Here is a 17,361-nt window from a genome sequence, read left to right on the forward strand (position 1 = left end):
GTCAGCCGGCCTCGCCGCCGACGCTGGCCAGCCCGCGGTAGTCGTAGACGCTGCCGGAGTCGTCACCACGCATCCGCCCGTCGATCGCCAGGAACAGGGCCGGCAGGCCGTCGATCCGAACGCGCTCGGCACCCCGGTCCGGCTTCACCGGCCGGACCCGGTCCGGATCGTCGGTCGGCGACTTCGCCCGCAGGTGCTCGGCCATCCACCGGGCCACCGGGTTCCCGCCGTGCCGCAGCTCCCGGGCGTGCAACGCCCGGTTGAACTCCTGCATCGGCCCCGTCATCCGGTCGTACGTCGTCGACGACTCGAACATCTCCAGACCGGTCCGGTCCTCGATCTCCTGCCGCACCGGCTCGCCGCACCACTTGTCGTAGGTGACATCCACAATCGCGAACTGGTCGTGGTCGGCCTCGACGTCGTCGTAGATCGTCGAGTAGTCGATCGTGTTGCCGTCGGTGACCGTGATCCAGCCCTGGTCACACCACTGCCGGAACCGGCCGTCGGTGTGCTCGGCCAGGCCCGGCACGACCGATTCCGGCACCCAGAACCGCCACCGGATCGAACCGTCCTCGAAGAGCAGGCACCACGCCGTCAGGTCCAGCTTGGACGACAGGTCGAGTCCGCCCCAGCAGCGGGCGCCGGCGAGCCGGTCATCCCACCAGGTCAGGTTCAGCGCCAGCTCCGGGCCGGTGTTGGCGTCCCACAGGTCCATCGGGATGTACCGGTAGAGCGCCTGCACCCGCATGTTGAGCTGGTACTGCTTGAACGCCTTCTCCCGCGCCGCGTTGGTCTTGGCGGCCAGGGCGTGCCGCCGCAGCGCCTCCCGGGACTTGAACTGGTCCAGGGCAGGGTTGGACCAGCGCCAGTTCCGCTCGTCGTAGATGTCGGTCGACACCGGCAGGTGCGGATGCCCCGGGAAGAGCCGATGCAACCGGTCCAGCTCCCGCTGATCCTTCGGCATCTTCCGGATGAACGCGAACACGTGCGGCGCGCTGGCCGGGTCCTCCTGGACCTTCTCCGCCTCGTCGATCAGGCTCGCGCCGAAGCTGTTCGGCTCATCCGTCTCGGTCGACGTGGCGAAGAGCAGTTCCTGCTCCCGGGCGCCGTCGGCGGTGTCCATCGTCTCCCACAGCGACCCGTCCGGCTGCGACAGTACCTCGTCGAGGTTGAACCCGTGCGGGTTGTGGCCCAGCTCGCCCTTGGCATCCGAGGTGATGACCTCGTAGATCGAGCCGGACTTCTCGTCGACCAGCCGCCGTTCGTTCTTGAAGTACTTCAGCCGGCGGGACAGCACCGGGGACAGCTGCACCATCCGCAGCGCCGGCCCGAACACCTTCTCGGCCTGCTTGGTGTCCTTGGCCGCGTTGTAGACCTCGGCCGCCTCCTCGTCGTCGCCGACGAAGAGCAGCAGCTGAATCGCCGCCGCGATCTCGCTCTTGCCGTTCTTCCGGCCGACGATGATGTACGCCCGCCGGTACCGGCGCACGTACCGCTGCCACTCGACCGACCACACCACCTCGCCGAACAGCGGCCGCACGATCTCCCACTCCTGCCAGTCCCGCAGGATGAACGGCCGCCGCCGGTACGGGCCCTTGATGTGCCGCAGCAACTCCGCCGGAAACGCCACCGCCCGGTCCGCCCGCGGCTCGCAGTAGTGCGCCCCCCGCCGCCCGCACGTCTTGTCCCGGAAGCTGTAGCCGCAGGTGGGGCCCTTACGGTCGCGCGGCCGCCACCGCTTGTGCGGATCCGGGCGGTAGTCGACGGCCGCCGCCGGCCGGGTACGCGACCGCGGCCGCGCCGGCCTACCCGGTGAGGAGGTCCTCGTGCGGGTCACGACGCCCGTCCCCGCCGGACAGCTGCGCCCGGTCCGACGGCGTCAGCCCGAACCGCGCCGCCCAGCGGCCCAGCTGCGCGTCGGCCTGATTCAGCACCAGCAGCCACGGGTTGCGCGACTTGCGGTGCCCGGTCAGCTTCCCGTTCTTGTCGAAGACGGGCAGCTGCACGATCTCGCCCTCCTGAGCGAGCGTCACCGCGGCCGCCCGCCGCCGCGCCGCCGCGTCGCAGCACACCGCGAACGCCTCCACGTCCCACGCCGTCAGCACACCCTTGCGGATCAGGTCCGGCGCGTACACGTCCCAGATCGCCACCGCCGCGTCGGTCAGCCAATCCGGCGGGCCGACATCCACAGCGGACGGCACCGGCTCGGCGGTGTTGACCCGGTCGGACCTGGTACCCCGCACCAGCTTCAAGCTGGTCGGCGCCGGCGGCTTCCCACGCCTACCCACGGCCGGGCTCCACGCCGCTGGCGTCCAGGTCGCAGCCCTCGGTGCTCCAGCGCGTCGACGGCAGCCCGCAGACGCCGGCGAACGGGTGCTCCCCGAGGACCCGCCCGGTCGCCCGGGCGATCGCCACGTGGTCGCCGCACGAGGCCAGCCCGACCGGGCCGTACGTCGGGCTGTCGACCAGGACGTGCCGGGTCGCGTCGACGGCGCAGATGCTCTCGCCCGGGTTCGGCGCGTACAGGCACACGCCCCGGTGCTCAGTGCTCTCGGGGCCCACGTACGGCCGGACGTAACGCTCCGTCATGCCCACCACCCCCCGAGGTATCGTCGTCGGTCGATCAGTCCCGGATACGGCAAGTGCGAAAATGCGTCAGCGCGAAAAGCTGCCTGAGCGCGGGGTCAACCGGCCGTGACCTGTAGAGATTTGACCCGCCCTACCCTTAAGGCATTGACCATCATGACTCGGCGGTTACCTGACGCGTCACCCCGTGTCCGCACGGCCGGTAGACCCAGACGGCGCTGTCAATCACTCGCCAGCCAGCAGAGTCGGCATGTTCAGCCACGACCTCAATCTCCCCACCAGTCACCGGTTCATGACAGGCGGGACACCTCCGCACCTCAGACGTGGTCACGGTCGGCACCTTCCAACGGGGACGCGGCTCGTAGCAGGGTGACCGCGCGGGGCGCCCACAACCCTCCCGCGCACCCAGCGGTGTGGTCCACCAGGTGGTGCCCGTTGGGTACGAACACCAGTCACCCCGCCACGAACCTGATCACTTGTTGGGCGTCTTGTGCCAACCACCAGGCTGGCGTTCGGACTTGTCTGTCCGGTCGCACGGGTCGCACAGTCCGCGACCATGATCCGGATCGTTCGGGTCGAGCCCGGCAGCCACCAGCTGCCGTCGACCCATCGGCCAGTGATCCGCGACCACCGACGGCCGCACCTGACACAGCACGCACACCAGATCCCTGGCCAGCACCCCGGTGCGGAAGCGGTCGCGGTGCCCGGCGCCGTAGCCACGCTCGGCCGCAGACCCCCGCCGCTGGTCGGTACCCCGCTGCCGCCGGCCCGCACAGCCCTGGCACTTGCCCGACCCTGGCCGCGGCTCGCCCCGACAACCCGGGGTCGTGCATCGTCGTCGTGCCCTGCTCGGCATCAGACAGACTCCTACCGCTGCACATACGATGCGATGCCCAAGCCGATCTTGTCAAACACGCCACGGCGGCGGCCCTTCGCCGGCGACGTCGAGCCGGCCATCACTGCCCGCCGACGTCACCAGCACCACACCCTTGGCGCCGTCCGGCAGGGTGATCCCACGCCGCTCCGACGGGCCGAGCACCCGTGGCAGCTGATTCGGATCCGCTAGCCGTATGACGCCACCCCACGACCGGGCTCCGCCGTACACCTCGTCGCCCAGCCGGACCACCTCGGCCTCAACCGCGAAGTCGGCATCAGCATCGCAGCCGTTGATCCGCACTGACCCGTTGTAGCCCTTCATGCCTCTCTCCCCTCCAGACGGCTCGGGGACGTCGCGGGCCCGGCCGCCCAGCGTCGACATCCCGGTCTTTGCCTCGGCCTCCAGCAGCTGCTCGGCGCGATAACCGTACGTCGGCCCACGCCGCAGCGGCGGGTCCACGTGGGGGAACCGGGCGTCGCCGGCGGCGCACCGCTGGCACGACTCGGCCGGGCTGGTGTGCCCGGCCGCCTTCGACCGGCGGACCCAGTCGGCCAGCCGGTTGCGGTCCACCCGCAGCTGCGCCACGGCGTAGCCGGTCGTCCACCACTGCTCGCCGTCGACGACCACCACCCCGGTCATCACCGGCGCCGCCGATCGGACCAGCCGCCGTGCCCCGCCGCGCCCGAGCCGACCCGGCGGCGGCCGGCCAGCCGCGCCCGGTCGACCGCCGCCGCCAGACCGTACGCCCCGGACAGCTCCGACCGGGTCCACACGTGCGGCAGCCCCTCCCGCTTCAACCGCCGGAGGCAGCCGCAGCCGGCCCCGACGCACACGCATGACCGGCGGACGCACGTCACCGTCCACCCCCGGGTCGGGCCGTCGTGGTGCAACTGCAGCGACCGGTGGCCACACGCCGGACACCGGTGCTCGACCGGCCGCACCTGCTCGCCGACCACACCGGCCGCCGACCGGGCCACCACGTCCGCCCCGCGCAGCAGCCGGGCCACGTCGGCGAGGACCCATGCGTCGCGGTTGTCGTGCAGCTCGTCGACCACGCCGGCCCGCCACACGGTGCCGTCGGGCTCGACGACCCACGGGCGCCCCGGTCCGCCGACCGTCAGCCAGTCCAGCGCGTCGGCGACCGCGCCGGCCACGTCCGACCGGTCGCCGACGTAGCAGGAGCCACGGGCCCGGGCGACCCGGGCCACGGCCCGGCTGACGAGCCGGTGCACCACCTGCTGCGCGTCGACGACGTCGAGCCGGGCCGGCGCGGCCGCCGCCGTCAGAGCCCCGCGGCCCTCCCGCAGCGCCGCGTCCCGGTACGCCCTCGCCTGCCAGGCCCAGGCCTCCAGCAACTCGGCCCGGTCCTCGTCGACGGCCCGGCCCGGCCGCCGCTCCGGACCGGGCACCACCAGCAGCCACAGCCAGCCGATCGACTCCCGTAGTCGGTCGACCAGGTCCCGCACCGCGTGCACGGTCGCCGGCCCGCGCGTCGGTGCCTGGTCAGCCAAGGTCCCCCCTCTGCGGGCCGTCGGTGGCCGGGGGTGTGGTCTGGGTCATGGCTGCTCCTTGGATGGGTTGGATGGTTGCTGGGCTGGATCGGGTGCCGGGGGAGGTGGTCTGCCCCGGCGCCCTCTCCTGGATCTCTTGCGGTTCGTCTGGGCCGGGGTGGGGGTGGGCGCCCGACCCGCCCCGTCCCGGCCCGTCCCGACCCGACCCGGGGCCCTGGCTTTCGGAGGCTTGGGTCCTGCCGGGCCGGCCGGTTCCCGGCCGGCTCCGGCCGGGACAGGTTGTTGATCTTGTTTGGTGGTGTGGTCGGCGCGGGGTCCCGCCGCCGGCGGGGTCGCAGCCGTGGCGCGGTGTCCCGCCCGTGGCGGAGTCGCGCCCGTGGTGGCGCGGTGCCCCGGAGTCGGGGTCGCGCCTGGGTCCGGACGGCTGGCTGCCGCCCGGTGCGGAGGTGGCGTGGTCCGGCTGGCTGCCGGGTCGCTGGCGGCGGTGTCCGGCTGGCTGCCGGGTCGCCCGGGTACTGCGGTCGCGGTGTCCGGCTGGTCGTCGGATCGCGGGGGGTCAATGCGGGGCCCGCCCGGCAGCGGTGCCGGTCGCGGGCCGGACAGCGGCACCTCGTAGCCATGCTTGGCCAGGTGCGCCACGGTGATCTCGCCGTAGTAGGGCTGCGCCGGGGCGGGCAGCGTCCGCCACCGCTCGGGGTGCGGGTCCTTGCCCCGCCGGCCGTTGTCCTGCGCGCAGGCGACGACCAGGTCGTCAGGGCCCCGGGCCGGGCGGCCCGGGGTCAGGTGGTCGTAGGTGCCGGCCAGACCGCCCGTACGGGCGCCCCAGTTGACGATCCGGCCGCAGTAGCGGCACGCGTCACCGTCACGCAGCCGGACCGGTACGGTCAACACGGGGTTGCCGTTGTCGTTCTTCCGCTGCCGCTCCCACTCCCGCTCGGCCTTGAGGATGATGTGGAACAGGTACTCGCTGTCGTCGGCGAGCAGCCACCCGCCGTCGACCCGGGTCCAGATGCCGGCCCGGGCCACCCACTCGGCCAGCCGCTGCCACCGCGGCCCGCCGTAGAGCGCCACCGTGCCGTCCGGCACGACGTAGTCGGTCTCCTGCCCGGCCGAGTAGGTGGCGCACAGCCAGGCCAGGCCGGCGATCGCGGGCAGCCGCAGATCCCACCCGTCAAGATCGTCTTCCGGTTCCCGCTGCCACGCCAGCGGGGCCAGGATGCGAGGGTTCTGGTTGGCGTTGTCTGACGACTTGAGCCATGTCACTCAGCCACCGCCGAAATGATCAACATCGATGTACCCCCGGATGTGCATGGGCGCGGCCACCCCTGTCGAGGTGGCCGCGCCCCGGTTGTGCAGGTCGGTCACGGCGCCACGCCGCTACGGCGGCACCGGGTCCGGCGGAGGCTCCTCCCGCCGGCGCGGCCGGCGTAGCCAGTGGTGGACCATGAACTCCGTGCTGAACCGCGGCGGGTCGGCGTGCTCGACCGGATGGCGGACGTAGCCGGGCCGGCCCTCCTCGATGGCGCGCCGGGTCTCCTCCTCAGCCGTCACGACGACGCTCCCGACTGCCGGCGGCCGTGGCCGGGCGGCCGGACGGTGACGCCGGCGCCGTGGAGCCGACTCCGGATGGTCTGGGTAGAGACCCCGTACGCGGCGGCGAGGTCCACGATGCGCGCGCCAGCCTCGTACCGGGCGGCGAGCTCCTTCATCGGCAGGTCGATCCGCTTCCTCGGGCGCCATGGCGTCCCTGGCCCCGTAGCGGGATAGACCGCCGGGGTGAAACGGCGGTAACGGTACTTGCATGCGTAGCCCAGGTCCGGGTCCACCAGAGGACGGCCCGCGCCGGGGTGCAGGCTCGTCGGATTGACGAATGCGCTCGGGTCGCTGGGCCGGCTCACGGTCGGGTCTCCTCGGTGGCGTTCGGTCGCTCCGACCTCGCCAGGGCCAAGATCGCGGCCGTCATCTGCGGACAGCTCATGACGTACTTCGGGTCGCAGTGGCACGCCTGGTCGTGGCCGGGCCTGGCAAGGGCGATCAGCTCCTCACGAGACAAGCGGCTCCGGCTCTGTCCGCTCGCCGTGGTGACCTCGCCCCGATCGGGCTCGGCGACAGCGGCCAGACGGTCACGCAGGCCCAGAGGATCGACCTCGGCCGGACCGGCCGGCCGGGTGGTCGGCTTGCTCACGTCGACGCCGTCGGGCCCGACGATCCTCAGGTAGTCGGCCAGATGCCCACGCGCCCCGGCGCGCCAGTACTGGGCATCCGGTGGGTACTCCCGGGCGGTCCACCACCGCTCGTAGCGCTCGTCGTCCCGCAGCACGGCGACCGCGTCGGCGTACCCGCGGGCGTGCGCGTCGCGCAGTCCGGTGTCGGCCGGCGTGGCCTTGTCGACGGCCTGGACGATCTCCTCGGCGAGCCGATAGTGAGCCTCGGCAGGCATCACCGCCTGCTCGTCGCGGTAGTCGTTGCCGCGGTCGTCGGGCCAGCCCATCACGGCCAGCACGGCGAGGACCCGAGCCGGGTCGATCTTCGTCATGCGTCGGTACCTCCTCCTGTCACGAGGTCGTCCAAGGCCTGCGCCTGCGGCGCCGAGCAGGCCGGGCAGAGCGTGTTCGGCAGCCCTTCGTGGGGCGCGTAGCAGCGGGCGCAGGACACCCACTCCATTCGCGGCGGCGGCGCCGGCGGCGCGGCCGGGACGGCCGGCTCGTCGGGCAGCTGCTCGTCGGGCAGCTGCTCGCCGCGCAGGGCAGCCCGGCACAGGTCGGCGCCGCGGTGCGCCCGCCGCGTCGCGGCCTCGGGGTCGGCCAGTTGCCGGGCCCGCAGGTCGCCGCGCAGCCTGGCCAGGTCGCGGCCCTTCACAGCTGGTCGACGTCCCCGACCGGCAGGTCCGCGGGCACGTCGTCGCGCCAGATGCGCCGGATCGGGCCGGTGTCGCCGCGATGCACGGACTGCCAGTCCATGGCGGTCATGCCGGGGTGCTGGGTCTTCGCGTCCGCGCCGATCAGCAGCACGCGATCGGCGGTGCCCCGGGCGAACCACAGCTGTCCGGCCTGATCGCGCCACAGCTCGCCCGGCTGCGGGACGCCGTCGGCCGGCGTCATCCTGGTGATGCCGACCTGCCCGGAGCCGGTGTGGACGACGGCCCGCCAGTTGCCGCCGTATGTCAGCACCAGCCGGCCGCTGTCGTCGGCCTCCTCGACCCGCGCGTCCCGGATCAGCGCGGTGATCCGCTCGCCCACCTCGTACTTCTGTTCCATCACATCGTCCTTTGCTGGTAGCGGTCGGCCGCCCGGGCCGCCCGCGTTGTCGCGGCCTGCTCCGCGCACACCTTGTGGCAGGGCCGGCCGTGCTCGTCGCGCATGTGCGCGCCCTTGCCGCAGAGCCGGCACGGCCGCGCCTGCTGGTCCCACCGGTACGGCGGCCGGGACCAGTCCAGATGCACCCACGCCGGCGGGCCCGCCGCCGGCCGCCCGTCCGGGACCAGGCCCGGCTGCTCGTCGGCGCTCACTGGTCGCCGTCCGGACCGTGGCGGAGGGCGTCTTCCAGGTCTCGGCGTCGCTGGGCCCGGTCCCGGTCGGTGTCCGGCCGCACCGGCGGCGGCCGGGCCGGCACCTCCTGCTCCCGGGCGATGTCGTCGACAGGCCCGTACCGCTCGGCCAGCAGCTGGCCCGGGTCGTCGGGGCTCACTGGTCACGCTCGCCGAGGATCGCCGCGTCCCGCGCCCGGGCCGCGTCACGCCACACCGCGTCGACGGCCCGCCTCGCCGGCCGGGCCGCCCGGGCGGCGGCGCGGACCTCGGCGAGCGGCCGGCCGTCGACCGGATGCCGACCGTCGCCCGGCTGCCCCATCAGCCCGCACGCCGCGCAGGGTCGCCGGCCGGCGTGGTCGGCCGGCTCGTCCGGGCCTGGGTCGGCGTAGCCGTGCGGCGGCACGGGCTCACGGGCCATCGTGACCAGCACCCTGGCACCGGGTCGGAATCGGGCAGCGGGGCGGCGGCCCGCCGGGCGCGGGGGAGTCGACATCGACGGCGACGGTGATCGTGACGGTGACCGGCACCAGCGGCCCGCACTCGTGCTCTCCGTCGTCGACGTACCGGCTGCCGCAGCCGGGGCACCAATAGCGGCCGTAGCAGGCCACGACACCGCCCGGCGCCGCCGGATACCGGTCCGGGGCCGGGGGACGGTCGGCGAGCGTCTGGACGGCCTCCTGGACGGCCCGGACCGCCGCCAGGATCTCCCCGTCCCGGTCGGACGTGACCGGCGCAGGTGTGGCCGCGAGCTGGTCGACGGCGGCCGCCACCGCGCGGAGCGTCGGGAGGATCTCGCCGACGTCCGGGCCCGCCGCCGGCGGCTGCGGGACGGGCCGGTTCGTCGTCACCGCTGTCACCGCCTTGCGTAGGTCGGCGGAGAGCGGCTCCAGCTCGGCGCGGACGGCGGCCCGGACCGCGGCGACCTCCATCCGGCCGGCCCGCCGCGGCGGCCCGTGCACGGCGTCCCAGTCACGGCAGGCCTTGGACGCGCGGCCGCGGTCGTAGCCGACGATCTGGAGCAGGTCGGCGACCTGGTCTTGCCGCAGCCCGGTCTCCTCGACGATGTCCCTCACCTCGGCGCCGCCGGCGTAGAGGCCATACACCTGCCGGCGCAGGGTGCCGTCGGCCACGATGTTGACCGCCGACCGGCTGTTGCTCGCGCCCATCACACACCCGCCGATCCGCCGGCGGCGGCGGCCAGCCCGGCCAGGTACGCGCTGGACTGCGCGACCGGGAGCAGACCCAGCGCGCACAGCACGTCCAAGCCCTGGTCGACGTCGGCGACCCGGAGCGCGATGTCATACAGGAGCTCGTTCTCCTGCCCGCCTCGGTACCAGATCTCGATCTGCTGGCCCTCGGCGTCCCAGGTGACCGCCACCCGGGCGACCCGGTCACCGTCCGGGCCGCGGGCGGCACGCGCCGGGACGTAGTCCCGGGCCAGGTGCGACAGGTCGCCGTAGGCGGGATGCCGCCACCCGTGCGCCCGGGCGTGCGCGTACGCGGCCCGGAGCCGGCCGATCTGCTCCACCGTCAACGGCGGCCGCGGCGGCCGGGCCGGCGGCTCGTCGACGGGCGCCGGCCCGGCGGCCGCCGGCACCGGCGCGGCGGCGGGCTCGTCGACGGCCGGCGCCGGCGCGGGCGGGGTGATGTCGGCCGGCTCGGCGGTGCCGGGCACCGGCCGGCGGATCAGGATCGGCTCGTCCCACGGCCAGTCCCACGCGTAGGTGCCGCCGAGCCGGCTGGTCGTGCGGGCCACGACGGTCCAGCCGCCCGGGGTGTCCGGCTCCGGCAGGATCTCCACGCTGGTAGCCGGTTCCCAGCCGGCGGCCGGGCCGACCCACACCAGGTCACCGGGGCGGACCCGGGCTGCCGGCAGCTCCTGCTCCGGACCGGGCACCATCCCGTCCGCTGCGCCCGCAGGGTTCTCGCGCAGCGCCTGCAGGTGATCGGCCGGCGCGACGCAGGCCGGGCACCGGTCGTTGCAGGTGACCACGACCGGCACCAGGTTGCGGCAGCGCGCGCACGCCGCCACCCCGCCGGACGCCGTGGTACGACCCGGTGCCCGGAACACCTCCACCGGCCGATCGGCGTCCTCGGGCGGCGCGATCATCTCGACCGGGTCGGTACCCCACACCCGCACCCGGGACCGGTGGTCCGGCATCAGGTCGATGTGGTGCAGCAGCTCCCAGCGCGGCGCGTCAACGGTCTGGTCCGCGATGTAGTCGCCGGGCAGCAGGGTGCCGCACGTGACGTGCACGCTCACGTAGTCGTCAGGCGGGCGGACCCGGCACGGCGCGCACTGCCGCACGCCGTCGACGTCGACGAGCTCCGGCAGCTCCGCCTCGGTGCCGCACCGGCCGCACGTGCCGGTCCGCTCCTCGACGGCGGCCGGCGGCCAGCAGGTCTTGCACGGGCGCGCTTCGTACTTCTCCCGGGCCTTGCTGGCGAGCAGGGTCATTCCGTACGCCAGGCTCCGCCGGCACGCGGTCGACGTGGCGCCGGCGGACGGGATCCGGTGCGCGTCCAGACCCCGCCGGCCGGTGGACATCCACACCCGCTCACCCGGCGCCGGCCCGGCGGCCGCCGGCGGCGGTGTCAGGTCGGGGTGCGCGGTGTGCGGGACGGGCCCCGCCGGACCGGTCGTAGCGACCGCGGGTGAGTCCGATGGTGAACTCCGGTCCCGGTCCGGCGGGGAGACTGTGGTGGCGGCCGCGCGGTCGGCGCGGGCCTGCCGGATCTGCTCGGCGGTCGGCGCGGCGCCGCCGGCGAGACGCTTCGCCGCGGCCCACACCTCGCCACGCTCGGCGCTGACCCGGTCGGCCACGACGTCGCGGATCGCGGCCGCGGTCGGCAGCCCGCCGGTGCGCTCCAGCACCGTCCGCCACACGTCGACCCGGTCCGCCTCCGCCAGCCGGGCCAGCTCTCTGGCCTGGGCCTCGTTCGGCGGGGTGGGCAGTCCGGCGTCCGCAATTGCGGACACCGTCCCGGAGGCGAGCATCAGGCTGTAGGCGTAGGACCTGCTGATCCGCCAGCGCGACCGGACGTAGTCCTCAAAGGACTTGTGGGTGTCGCGGTACAGCATGCCGTCCCGGATCCGACCCAGCGCCATACCCACCGCGATGTACGTCTGGAGTCCGCCGGCGATCGTCTCCTCGGCGTCGGCCAGCGCAGCCAGGTCCGCCTCGGTCAGCGGCCCGGCCGGCTCGGCCGGCGCCAGCGCCGGCAGCTCCAGGATGGTGTCAGCCATCGGTCCGCACCTCCTCCTGGTGCTCGTGCGGGTGGTTGAACAGGGCCTCGCCGGATTGCGCCGCTCGACGAGGCATCGGCATGGTCGGCAGCGTCGGCGCCATCGCTGCCTCGCGCTTGCGGTCCTCCGCCCGGCGGCGGCGCCAGCACTTGGCGCCGATCCGCCGGGCCCGGGCCTGCGGGGTGTGCACCGGCCGGTCACAGTCGATGCAGAGCACCGGCTCCTGCTGGTCGGGCTGGCCGGTCACAGCGGCCAGCCCTTGCGGCCCAGCTGGTCGATCGCGGCGGCGAGCAGCGATCCGGCGCGGACCAGGTCACCGACCTGGCCCTGCCGGCGCGGCAGCGACGGGCCGACCAGGTCGCCGGGCCAGTCCATCGCGGACAGTTCGTCGTCGGCGTACCAGATCGCCATCCGGGTCAACTCGCCGTCGGGGTGCTGGCCGTCGTCGTGGACCGCGCCATACCCCTTGCGGAGGTGACGCAGCCGCTCGCCGGCGATCAGCGCCAGCGCCGGCGACCGGTCCAGATTGGGCAGCTCCTCGACCGCGCACCGGGCGACCAGCCGGCCGAGGACCCGCCGCGCGGCGAGCACCGCCGCCTGCCTCGTCACGACAGCCGGCGGCCGCGGCAGAAGCATCGCGCCCGCGATCACGTCCGCGAGCTCGTCGACCAGGACGTCACCGGCGAGGACGTCGCGGGTCTCACCGGGCACGCGCAGCAGCATCGGCTCGTCAGCCACGGTCGTACCCCGCCGCTGTCGCGGCCACGGCCCGCAGCGGCCCCTGGCAGGACCGGCACAGCCCGTCGACCAGCGGGCCGCCGGCGCCGCACACCTCCCGGCCGCCGGGCCGCAGCCCGGGACACGTCGGCGGGCCGGCCGGGTGGTCGTCGACGGCCATGCACCGCAGCAGCGTCAGCATGTGCGCGACGGCGCCGCCCGGCCCGTCCGGCTGGTCTGGGAGCGGCACGGCCTGCACGTCGCGGCCGTAGCGCCAGGACCCGGCGGGCCGGCGGACGCTGAGCCAGTCCGCGTACCAGTCGCCGAGCTCGTCACCGGTGACGCCGGGCACCCACCGGTGCGGCCGGTCGGCCGGCGTCAGCGCGGACTCCAGGTCCTCGCCCAGCTCCCACCGCATGTTCCAGATCAGGCTGCCGAGGCCGCGCCCGGTAAACGATCCGGTCCAGACGATCAGCCGGCGGCCGGCCAGGGATCGCACCTGGTCGGCGATGTCGACGATCCCGACAGTGCCCCGCGGGTCGTTCCAGCTCTCCGGCCGCATCGTGCTGGCCGCGTAGTCGCGGTCGTTGTACCGGATCCGGGGCGCGTCCAGGAGGACCTGCCCGGTCGCCGGCACGAGCGCGAACGCGCCGAACAGCAGGTGCCCGACGCCACGCTCGTGGACCAGCACCGCGTGCGGGTCGGCCAGCACGCCGGCGGCCCACGCGACGGCGGCCGCCCGGGCCTGGTGCCGCCACACCCACCACGACATCTCCGCCTCGGCCTCACCACACGGCGCGCAGACCCGCCGACCGGACAGATGGTCGCGGGGGACCGGCTGATCGCGCTGCTCGCCGCAGCGGGCGCACCGGCGGGCCGCGTCGTAGGCGGTCTGCTGCCCAGGCGACAGCGCCGGCAACTGCTCCGTCTCCGCGACCGTCCACAGCTCGGTGTAGGAGTTGCCGTAGTAGAGCAGCTCGGCGGCCGGACGCTGGCCCGGCGCGGGCCGGCGCCGCTGCAACCGCAGCTGCGTCACGGTCGCCAGCCCGTCGGGGATCTCGCCGGTCCGGAACAGCGGCAGACCCAGCGGCCCGGTCGTACGGCGGCCCATCTCAGCCCACCTCCGGACGGCAGGCCCAGGGGTCGCCGACGTGGTCGCCGCGGACCTCGTCGACGGGCTGCCCCGGCCGGCCGTGCAGCGTCCGGCCGCAGTCGGGACACCGGTCGGTGACCGGCGGGGTGAGCCGGCCGTCGTAGATCGCCTTGTCCGGCTGCCGGTGCGCGCCGACCGTGAACCAGCGCTGCTTGATCTCGGAACGCGGGCCGACGGTGAACCGGACCCGGACCCGGCGGGACCCGACAGCGATCACGGTCCCGCGCTTCCACCGCCCGTTCCACGGCACCCACACCGGCGGCCCGGCGGTACGCACCGGCTCCAGGTCGGCGACCGTCAGCGGCCGGCGCGGCGGCACCACGGCGTTGGCCGGCGGGCGGGGGATCACGACAGCCTCCAGCCGGCCACGTGCGCCGCCAGGTGCGCGGCGAACCACGGGTTGACACCGGCCGCCGTCGACCGCGGCTCCGGTCCTGCGGCCGGATCCGCTGGCGGATCCGGCGGCGGCTCGTCGACGTCGTCGGGCGCGCCGTGCCGGCCCCGGTAGACCGGCTCCGGGGTCTCCTCACACGGCTCCGTCGCCACCCGCCCCACCACCGGCCCGACCGGCCCGGGAGGTACCTCCTGCTCGGCGGCGGCCAGCTCGGCCGGATCGACCCAGCGCGCGGTGCCGTAGACGGTGCCGGCCGCGAGCGTGTGCGGCTCACCCGCGGCCGGCCGCAGCCCCGACACCTGCTCGTCCGCCGTACGACGCGCGTCGACCTGCCGCCGTTCGTGCCGGCCGACCGGCCGCATCGCCACGGCAGGCGTCACGAGCAGCCCGACACCGAACGCCACCATCAGCAGCCACAGCAGCAGCTCAGACAGCTCAGACATGGGATCCGCTCCCCTCGGCGCGGTAGTAGGGCGCCCACACGTCGTCGTAGGTGGGCCCGCCGGCCGGGGCGACGTCGTCCGGGCCCGGCGTCCACGCCGCCGGCGGCCGGATCCGGCCCAGGTAGACGGCGACACCCAGCACGGCCACCGCCGTGGACACCAGCACCGGCAGGGCCAGCAGCACGGCCTGCAACGCGGTCAGCTCCATCACGGCCTCCCGCCACGGTGCGCGGGCCGCTCGGCGTCAAGCGCGAGCTCGGTGTTGCAGTCGACGCAGCAGTCGGGGACCGGCCGGTGCGGCTCGCCGGCGGAGTCGTCGGGCAGCGAGGCGATCGGGGTGTCCGGATCCAGCCGGCGGGCTGACAGGGTGACGGTCCGGGCCTGCCCGGTCAGCCAGCGGGTCGGCCAGCACCAGATCAGGGCCAGGGTCACGCCGGAGATCGCGAACGCGGCCGGCCAGGCCGGCAGACCCGCCGCCGCCGCGCCGGCCGCCAGCACGGCGTAGACGGCGACGCACACGGCGATGGAGACGCTGTGGCCGATCAGCCGGCGCCGGTGCGCCAGGTGCCACAGCCGGCGCTGCACCACGCGGTCACGGCCCGCCCGCAGACAGCGGCGGCACGCGGCCAGGGTGCACCGGTCCGCGGCGGTGTAGGACAGCAGCCAGCCGAGCAGGACCCGGAAACGATGGATCATGCCGGGACTCCGTCCGCGAGCAGGTCCTCGACCTCGACCGCGCCCGGGCCGGGGACCGGCGCCGGCCACACCGGGCCCGACCGGTCGACGTCGTCGACCAGGCCGCCGAGCTCGGCCGGGAACTCGGCCACCAGGGCCGCCGGCGGCACGATCGCCGATCCGGTACGCTGCGGGCTTGTCACCTTGATCAGCTCCTTCCGATGGATGGGGTTGGTGTCGGGCCCCTCGCCGGTTGCCGCCAGCAAGGGGCCCGGATCATGTGGTGGGGATGGGGCGGAGAGCGACCTCGACACCGGCCGACCGGGTGCCCCAGCCGGACCGGAGCACCGTCGCGACGGCCCACCAGCGGCAGGCCCGCAGGACGGTCATCGACCACACCACCGCGACCGGGGCGAGCGCCCAGGTCGCCCACTGGTAGCCGGTGGACTGGTCGGACCGGCGGACCACCATGTAGCGCAGGCACTGCGCGTAGCCGACGATCACCGGCACCGCCGCCAGCCACGCGGCCGTCTCCCACGACGGCGACACGATCGGCCGGATGACCGCGACGTCGACGACCACGACCAGCGCGGTCACGGTGGTGATCCACCGCAGCAGGTGCAGCCACCACACCGGCCGGCCCACCGCCAGGTACCGCACCCGCCACCACGAGCGGATGAAGCTGCCGCGCATCCACCGCTCGAACTGCCGCCAGTGGTGCGACATCGACTCCGGCATCAGCGAGTACGCGTACGCGGTCGGCTGCTGCACCGTCCGGCCGCGCAGCATCGCGTACAGGGTCAGCAGCGAGTCGTCGGAGAACGGCACCGACCGGCCGAAAAACGTCTCCGACAGGTAGCCGTCGAGGTTGTCCCGCACCACCGCCGCCCGGTACACGGCGATCGGCCCGGAGTTGACCCACACACTGCCCAGCGCCGACAGCGAGGACCGGTCGGTCAACTGCCCGACGACGAACCACAGATCGGTGAACCGGGTCAGGAACGACGACCGGACGTTGGCGGCCAGGACCACACCGGCGACCGACTGCACCCGCTGGTCACCGAACGGCAGCAGCAGCTGGTGCAGCGCCTCCGGATCCGACACGCTGTCGGAGTCGCACGTCCAGTAGACGTCCGCCTCCGGCGTCGCCCGGACCGCGACCGCCTGCGCGTGCCGCTTCCCACCGTTGCGCACCCGAGTCCACATCGGAGCGATACCGGCGGCGAGGCACGCCGCGGTGAACCAGCGCCGCACATCCGGGTAGTCCGTCGTCGTCGACCCGTCGTCGACGACGTGGATCTCCTGCGGCCGCCTCGACTGGCCGATCATGCTGGCCAGACACGCCCGCAGCGCCGCGGTGTCCTCGTTGTACGCCGGGACGATCGCCACGACCCGCAGCGCGTCGAGCCGACGCTGCTTGCGCCTGGTCGCCGTCGCCGGCGTCTCCAGATACGCCAGCCCCAGCTGCCAGCACAGCAGCCCGAACATGACCGCGTACACCACCGTGTAGCGGTGGCCACCCGCGCCGGTCAGCAGACCAGCCGTCGCGATGGCGTGATGCGCGGCCCAGACCGCGGCGGCGGCGAGCACCACCGCCGCCGCGGCCAGGACCCGGCGCGGAGCCAGCCGCGCCGTCATGGCGCGCCGACCGGCCGCCGACGTCGGAACGTCAGCTTGATCAGCACCGCGCCGGCGACGATCAGCCCGGCCGCCACGATCGCCAACACCAGCGGCAGCGGCAGGCTGTACGCCACCCCGGCACCCGGCACCGCCAACACCACGGCGCCGCCACCGGTACGCGGCAGAGAACCACCAGACACGAACACTCTCCAAACGGGAAGGGATGGATGGGATGAGGAAGGGCACGCCCGCCGCCCGCTCTGCGAGCGCGGGCAGCAGGCGTGCCCCGACCGGCCGGTCACGCAGCGGGGAAGCACCACGCGCCGGCCGGGGCATCAGGAACGAGACGAGCAGGTACAACGGCGCCAGGCCGGCGGCGAGCAGCGCGGGCAGCAGCTCGTGCGCCCAGATCGCGTCCCACGTCCAGGTCGTGTCCGCGACCAGGTCGACCATCAGCACCGGCACCCCGACCACCGCCGACCACAGCAGCAGCACCCCACCGACCACGACCAGCAGGTGCCACCGCAACGGCACCGGCCGGCGCCGTGTCACCGGCGTGCGGAACATTGCGGTCACCTCCGTGCTTTTCGGTCCGGACGGCGGGGGAGG

General features: G+C 74.4%; 25 protein-coding genes. All 25 read right to left on the reverse strand.

Features of this window, described 5'->3' with window-relative positions; translation table 11 throughout:
• Nucleotide 1: 1 nt before the first annotated feature.
• Nucleotides 2-1,837, reverse strand: a complete 1,836-nt coding sequence (locus tag ACN27G_RS06055; protein WP_421491777.1) for a terminase large subunit — start codon at nt 1,835-1,837, stop codon at nt 2-4.
• On the reverse strand, nt 1,806-2,243 hold the full coding sequence (locus ACN27G_RS06060) for a phage terminase small subunit P27 family (protein WP_421491778.1): 438 nt from the start codon (nt 2,241-2,243) through the stop codon (nt 1,806-1,808). The genes ACN27G_RS06055 and ACN27G_RS06060 overlap by 32 nt, the downstream gene beginning before the upstream one ends.
• 37 nt (nt 2,244-2,280) lie before the next feature.
• Nucleotides 2,281-2,589 (reverse strand): hypothetical protein, encoded by a 309-nt coding sequence (locus tag ACN27G_RS06065; protein ID WP_421491779.1) that lies wholly within the window; start codon nt 2,587-2,589, stop codon nt 2,281-2,283.
• A gap of 904 nt (nt 2,590-3,493) precedes the next feature.
• On the reverse strand, nt 3,494-4,102 hold the full coding sequence (locus tag ACN27G_RS06070) for a hypothetical protein (protein ID WP_421491780.1): 609 nt from the start codon (nt 4,100-4,102) through the stop codon (nt 3,494-3,496).
• On the reverse strand, nt 4,102-4,974 hold the full coding sequence (locus ACN27G_RS06075; protein WP_421491781.1) for a hypothetical protein: 873 nt from the start codon (nt 4,972-4,974) through the stop codon (nt 4,102-4,104). Before ACN27G_RS06075 ends, ACN27G_RS06070 begins: the two co-directional genes overlap by 1 nt.
• Before the next feature lie 45 nt (nt 4,975-5,019).
• On the reverse strand, nt 5,020-6,237 hold the full coding sequence (locus ACN27G_RS06080) for a hypothetical protein (protein WP_421491782.1): 1,218 nt from the start codon (nt 6,235-6,237) through the stop codon (nt 5,020-5,022).
• 114 nt (nt 6,238-6,351) lie between these two features.
• On the reverse strand, nt 6,352-6,525 hold the full coding sequence (locus ACN27G_RS06085; RefSeq protein WP_421491783.1) for a hypothetical protein: 174 nt from the start codon (nt 6,523-6,525) through the stop codon (nt 6,352-6,354).
• Entirely contained in the window at nt 6,522-6,872 is a 351-nt protein-coding gene (locus ACN27G_RS06090) for a hypothetical protein (protein WP_421491784.1), read from the reverse strand. The genes ACN27G_RS06085 and ACN27G_RS06090 overlap by 4 nt, the downstream gene beginning before the upstream one ends.
• Nucleotides 6,869-7,510: a hypothetical protein gene (locus ACN27G_RS06095; protein WP_421491785.1), complete on the reverse strand. Its 642-nt coding sequence runs from the start codon at nt 7,508-7,510 to the stop codon at nt 6,869-6,871. Before ACN27G_RS06095 ends, ACN27G_RS06090 begins: the two co-directional genes overlap by 4 nt.
• The gene (locus ACN27G_RS06100; protein WP_421491786.1) at nt 7,507-7,833 is read right to left on the reverse strand and encodes a hypothetical protein; all 327 of its coding nucleotides are present in this window, start codon (nt 7,831-7,833) and stop codon (nt 7,507-7,509) included. The genes ACN27G_RS06095 and ACN27G_RS06100 overlap by 4 nt, the downstream gene beginning before the upstream one ends.
• A complete protein-coding gene (locus ACN27G_RS06105; RefSeq protein ID WP_421491787.1) occupies nt 7,830-8,231 on the reverse strand; it encodes a hypothetical protein in 402 nt (133 codons plus the stop codon). Before ACN27G_RS06105 ends, ACN27G_RS06100 begins: the two co-directional genes overlap by 4 nt.
• Nucleotides 8,231-8,482, reverse strand: a complete 252-nt coding sequence (locus ACN27G_RS06110) for a hypothetical protein (RefSeq protein WP_421491788.1) — start codon at nt 8,480-8,482, stop codon at nt 8,231-8,233. The genes ACN27G_RS06105 and ACN27G_RS06110 overlap by 1 nt, the downstream gene beginning before the upstream one ends.
• On the reverse strand, nt 8,479-8,661 hold the full coding sequence (locus ACN27G_RS06115) for a hypothetical protein (RefSeq protein WP_421491789.1): 183 nt from the start codon (nt 8,659-8,661) through the stop codon (nt 8,479-8,481). The genes ACN27G_RS06110 and ACN27G_RS06115 overlap by 4 nt, the downstream gene beginning before the upstream one ends.
• On the reverse strand, nt 8,658-8,921 hold the full coding sequence (locus ACN27G_RS06120) for a hypothetical protein (protein WP_421491790.1): 264 nt from the start codon (nt 8,919-8,921) through the stop codon (nt 8,658-8,660). Before ACN27G_RS06120 ends, ACN27G_RS06115 begins: the two co-directional genes overlap by 4 nt.
• The gene (locus ACN27G_RS06125) at nt 8,911-9,669 is read right to left on the reverse strand and encodes a hypothetical protein (protein ID WP_421491791.1); all 759 of its coding nucleotides are present in this window, start codon (nt 9,667-9,669) and stop codon (nt 8,911-8,913) included. Before ACN27G_RS06125 ends, ACN27G_RS06120 begins: the two co-directional genes overlap by 11 nt.
• Complete coding sequence (locus tag ACN27G_RS06130; protein WP_421491792.1) at nt 9,669-11,750, reverse strand: hypothetical protein; 2,082 nt, start codon at nt 11,748-11,750, stop codon at nt 9,669-9,671. Before ACN27G_RS06130 ends, ACN27G_RS06125 begins: the two co-directional genes overlap by 1 nt.
• Nucleotides 11,743-11,997, reverse strand: coding sequence for a hypothetical protein (locus ACN27G_RS06135; protein WP_421491793.1), 255 nt, complete (start codon nt 11,995-11,997; stop codon nt 11,743-11,745). The genes ACN27G_RS06130 and ACN27G_RS06135 overlap by 8 nt, the downstream gene beginning before the upstream one ends.
• Complete coding sequence (locus ACN27G_RS06140) at nt 11,994-12,488, reverse strand: hypothetical protein (protein ID WP_421491794.1); 495 nt, start codon at nt 12,486-12,488, stop codon at nt 11,994-11,996. Before ACN27G_RS06140 ends, ACN27G_RS06135 begins: the two co-directional genes overlap by 4 nt.
• Complete coding sequence (locus ACN27G_RS06145) at nt 12,481-13,578, reverse strand: hypothetical protein (RefSeq protein ID WP_421491795.1); 1,098 nt, start codon at nt 13,576-13,578, stop codon at nt 12,481-12,483. Before ACN27G_RS06145 ends, ACN27G_RS06140 begins: the two co-directional genes overlap by 8 nt.
• A 1-nt stretch (nt 13,579) precedes the next feature.
• Nucleotides 13,580-13,969, reverse strand: a complete 390-nt coding sequence (locus ACN27G_RS06150) for a hypothetical protein (protein WP_421491796.1) — start codon at nt 13,967-13,969, stop codon at nt 13,580-13,582.
• Nucleotides 13,966-14,457, reverse strand: a complete 492-nt coding sequence (locus ACN27G_RS06155) for a hypothetical protein (RefSeq protein WP_421491797.1) — start codon at nt 14,455-14,457, stop codon at nt 13,966-13,968. Before ACN27G_RS06155 ends, ACN27G_RS06150 begins: the two co-directional genes overlap by 4 nt.
• Nucleotides 14,450-14,665, reverse strand: a complete 216-nt coding sequence (locus tag ACN27G_RS06160) for a hypothetical protein (protein ID WP_421491798.1) — start codon at nt 14,663-14,665, stop codon at nt 14,450-14,452. The genes ACN27G_RS06155 and ACN27G_RS06160 overlap by 8 nt, the downstream gene beginning before the upstream one ends.
• Nucleotides 14,665-15,153 (reverse strand): hypothetical protein, encoded by a 489-nt coding sequence (locus ACN27G_RS06165; protein ID WP_421491799.1) that lies wholly within the window; start codon nt 15,151-15,153, stop codon nt 14,665-14,667. Before ACN27G_RS06165 ends, ACN27G_RS06160 begins: the two co-directional genes overlap by 1 nt.
• Entirely contained in the window at nt 15,150-15,335 is a 186-nt protein-coding gene (locus tag ACN27G_RS06170) for a hypothetical protein (protein ID WP_421491800.1), read from the reverse strand. Before ACN27G_RS06170 ends, ACN27G_RS06165 begins: the two co-directional genes overlap by 4 nt.
• A gap of 73 nt (nt 15,336-15,408) precedes the next feature.
• A complete protein-coding gene (locus ACN27G_RS06175; RefSeq protein WP_421491801.1) occupies nt 15,409-17,319 on the reverse strand; it encodes a glycosyltransferase in 1,911 nt (636 codons plus the stop codon).
• Nucleotides 17,320-17,361 lie beyond the last annotated feature (42 nt).

It is taken from the genome of Plantactinospora sp. WMMB334, from assembly GCF_049179095.1.
Taxonomy (GTDB): Bacteria; Actinomycetota; Actinomycetes; order Mycobacteriales; family Micromonosporaceae; genus Plantactinospora.

Excerpts from the sequence above, each read along its gene's own strand:
- ACN27G_RS06145 (WP_421491795.1), bottom strand. The coding sequence starts at position 13,578 with ATGGGCCGCCGTACGACCGGGCCGCTGGGTCTGCCGCTGTTCCGGACC.
- ACN27G_RS06130 (WP_421491792.1), bottom strand. The coding sequence starts at position 11,750 with ATGGCTGACACCATCCTGGAGCTGCCGGCGCTGGCGCCGGCCGAGCCG.
- ACN27G_RS06095 (WP_421491785.1), bottom strand. The coding sequence starts at position 7,510 with ATGACGAAGATCGACCCGGCTCGGGTCCTCGCCGTGCTGGCCGTGATG.
- ACN27G_RS06175 (WP_421491801.1), bottom strand. The coding sequence starts at position 17,319 with ATGTTCCGCACGCCGGTGACACGGCGCCGGCCGGTGCCGTTGCGGTGG.
- ACN27G_RS06120 (WP_421491790.1), bottom strand. The coding sequence starts at position 8,921 with ATGGCCCGTGAGCCCGTGCCGCCGCACGGCTACGCCGACCCAGGCCCG.
- ACN27G_RS06070 (WP_421491780.1), bottom strand. The coding sequence starts at position 4,102 with ATGACCGGGGTGGTGGTCGTCGACGGCGAGCAGTGGTGGACGACCGGC.
- ACN27G_RS06165 (WP_421491799.1), bottom strand. The coding sequence starts at position 15,153 with ATGATCCATCGTTTCCGGGTCCTGCTCGGCTGGCTGCTGTCCTACACC.
- ACN27G_RS06065 (WP_421491779.1), bottom strand. The coding sequence starts at position 2,589 with ATGACGGAGCGTTACGTCCGGCCGTACGTGGGCCCCGAGAGCACTGAG.
- ACN27G_RS06160 (WP_421491798.1), bottom strand. The coding sequence starts at position 14,665 with ATGGAGCTGACCGCGTTGCAGGCCGTGCTGCTGGCCCTGCCGGTGCTG.
- ACN27G_RS06105 (WP_421491787.1), bottom strand. The coding sequence starts at position 8,231 with ATGGAACAGAAGTACGAGGTGGGCGAGCGGATCACCGCGCTGATCCGG.
- ACN27G_RS06155 (WP_421491797.1), bottom strand. The coding sequence starts at position 14,457 with ATGTCTGAGCTGTCTGAGCTGCTGCTGTGGCTGCTGATGGTGGCGTTC.
- ACN27G_RS06125 (WP_421491791.1), bottom strand. The coding sequence starts at position 9,669 with ATGGGCGCGAGCAACAGCCGGTCGGCGGTCAACATCGTGGCCGACGGC.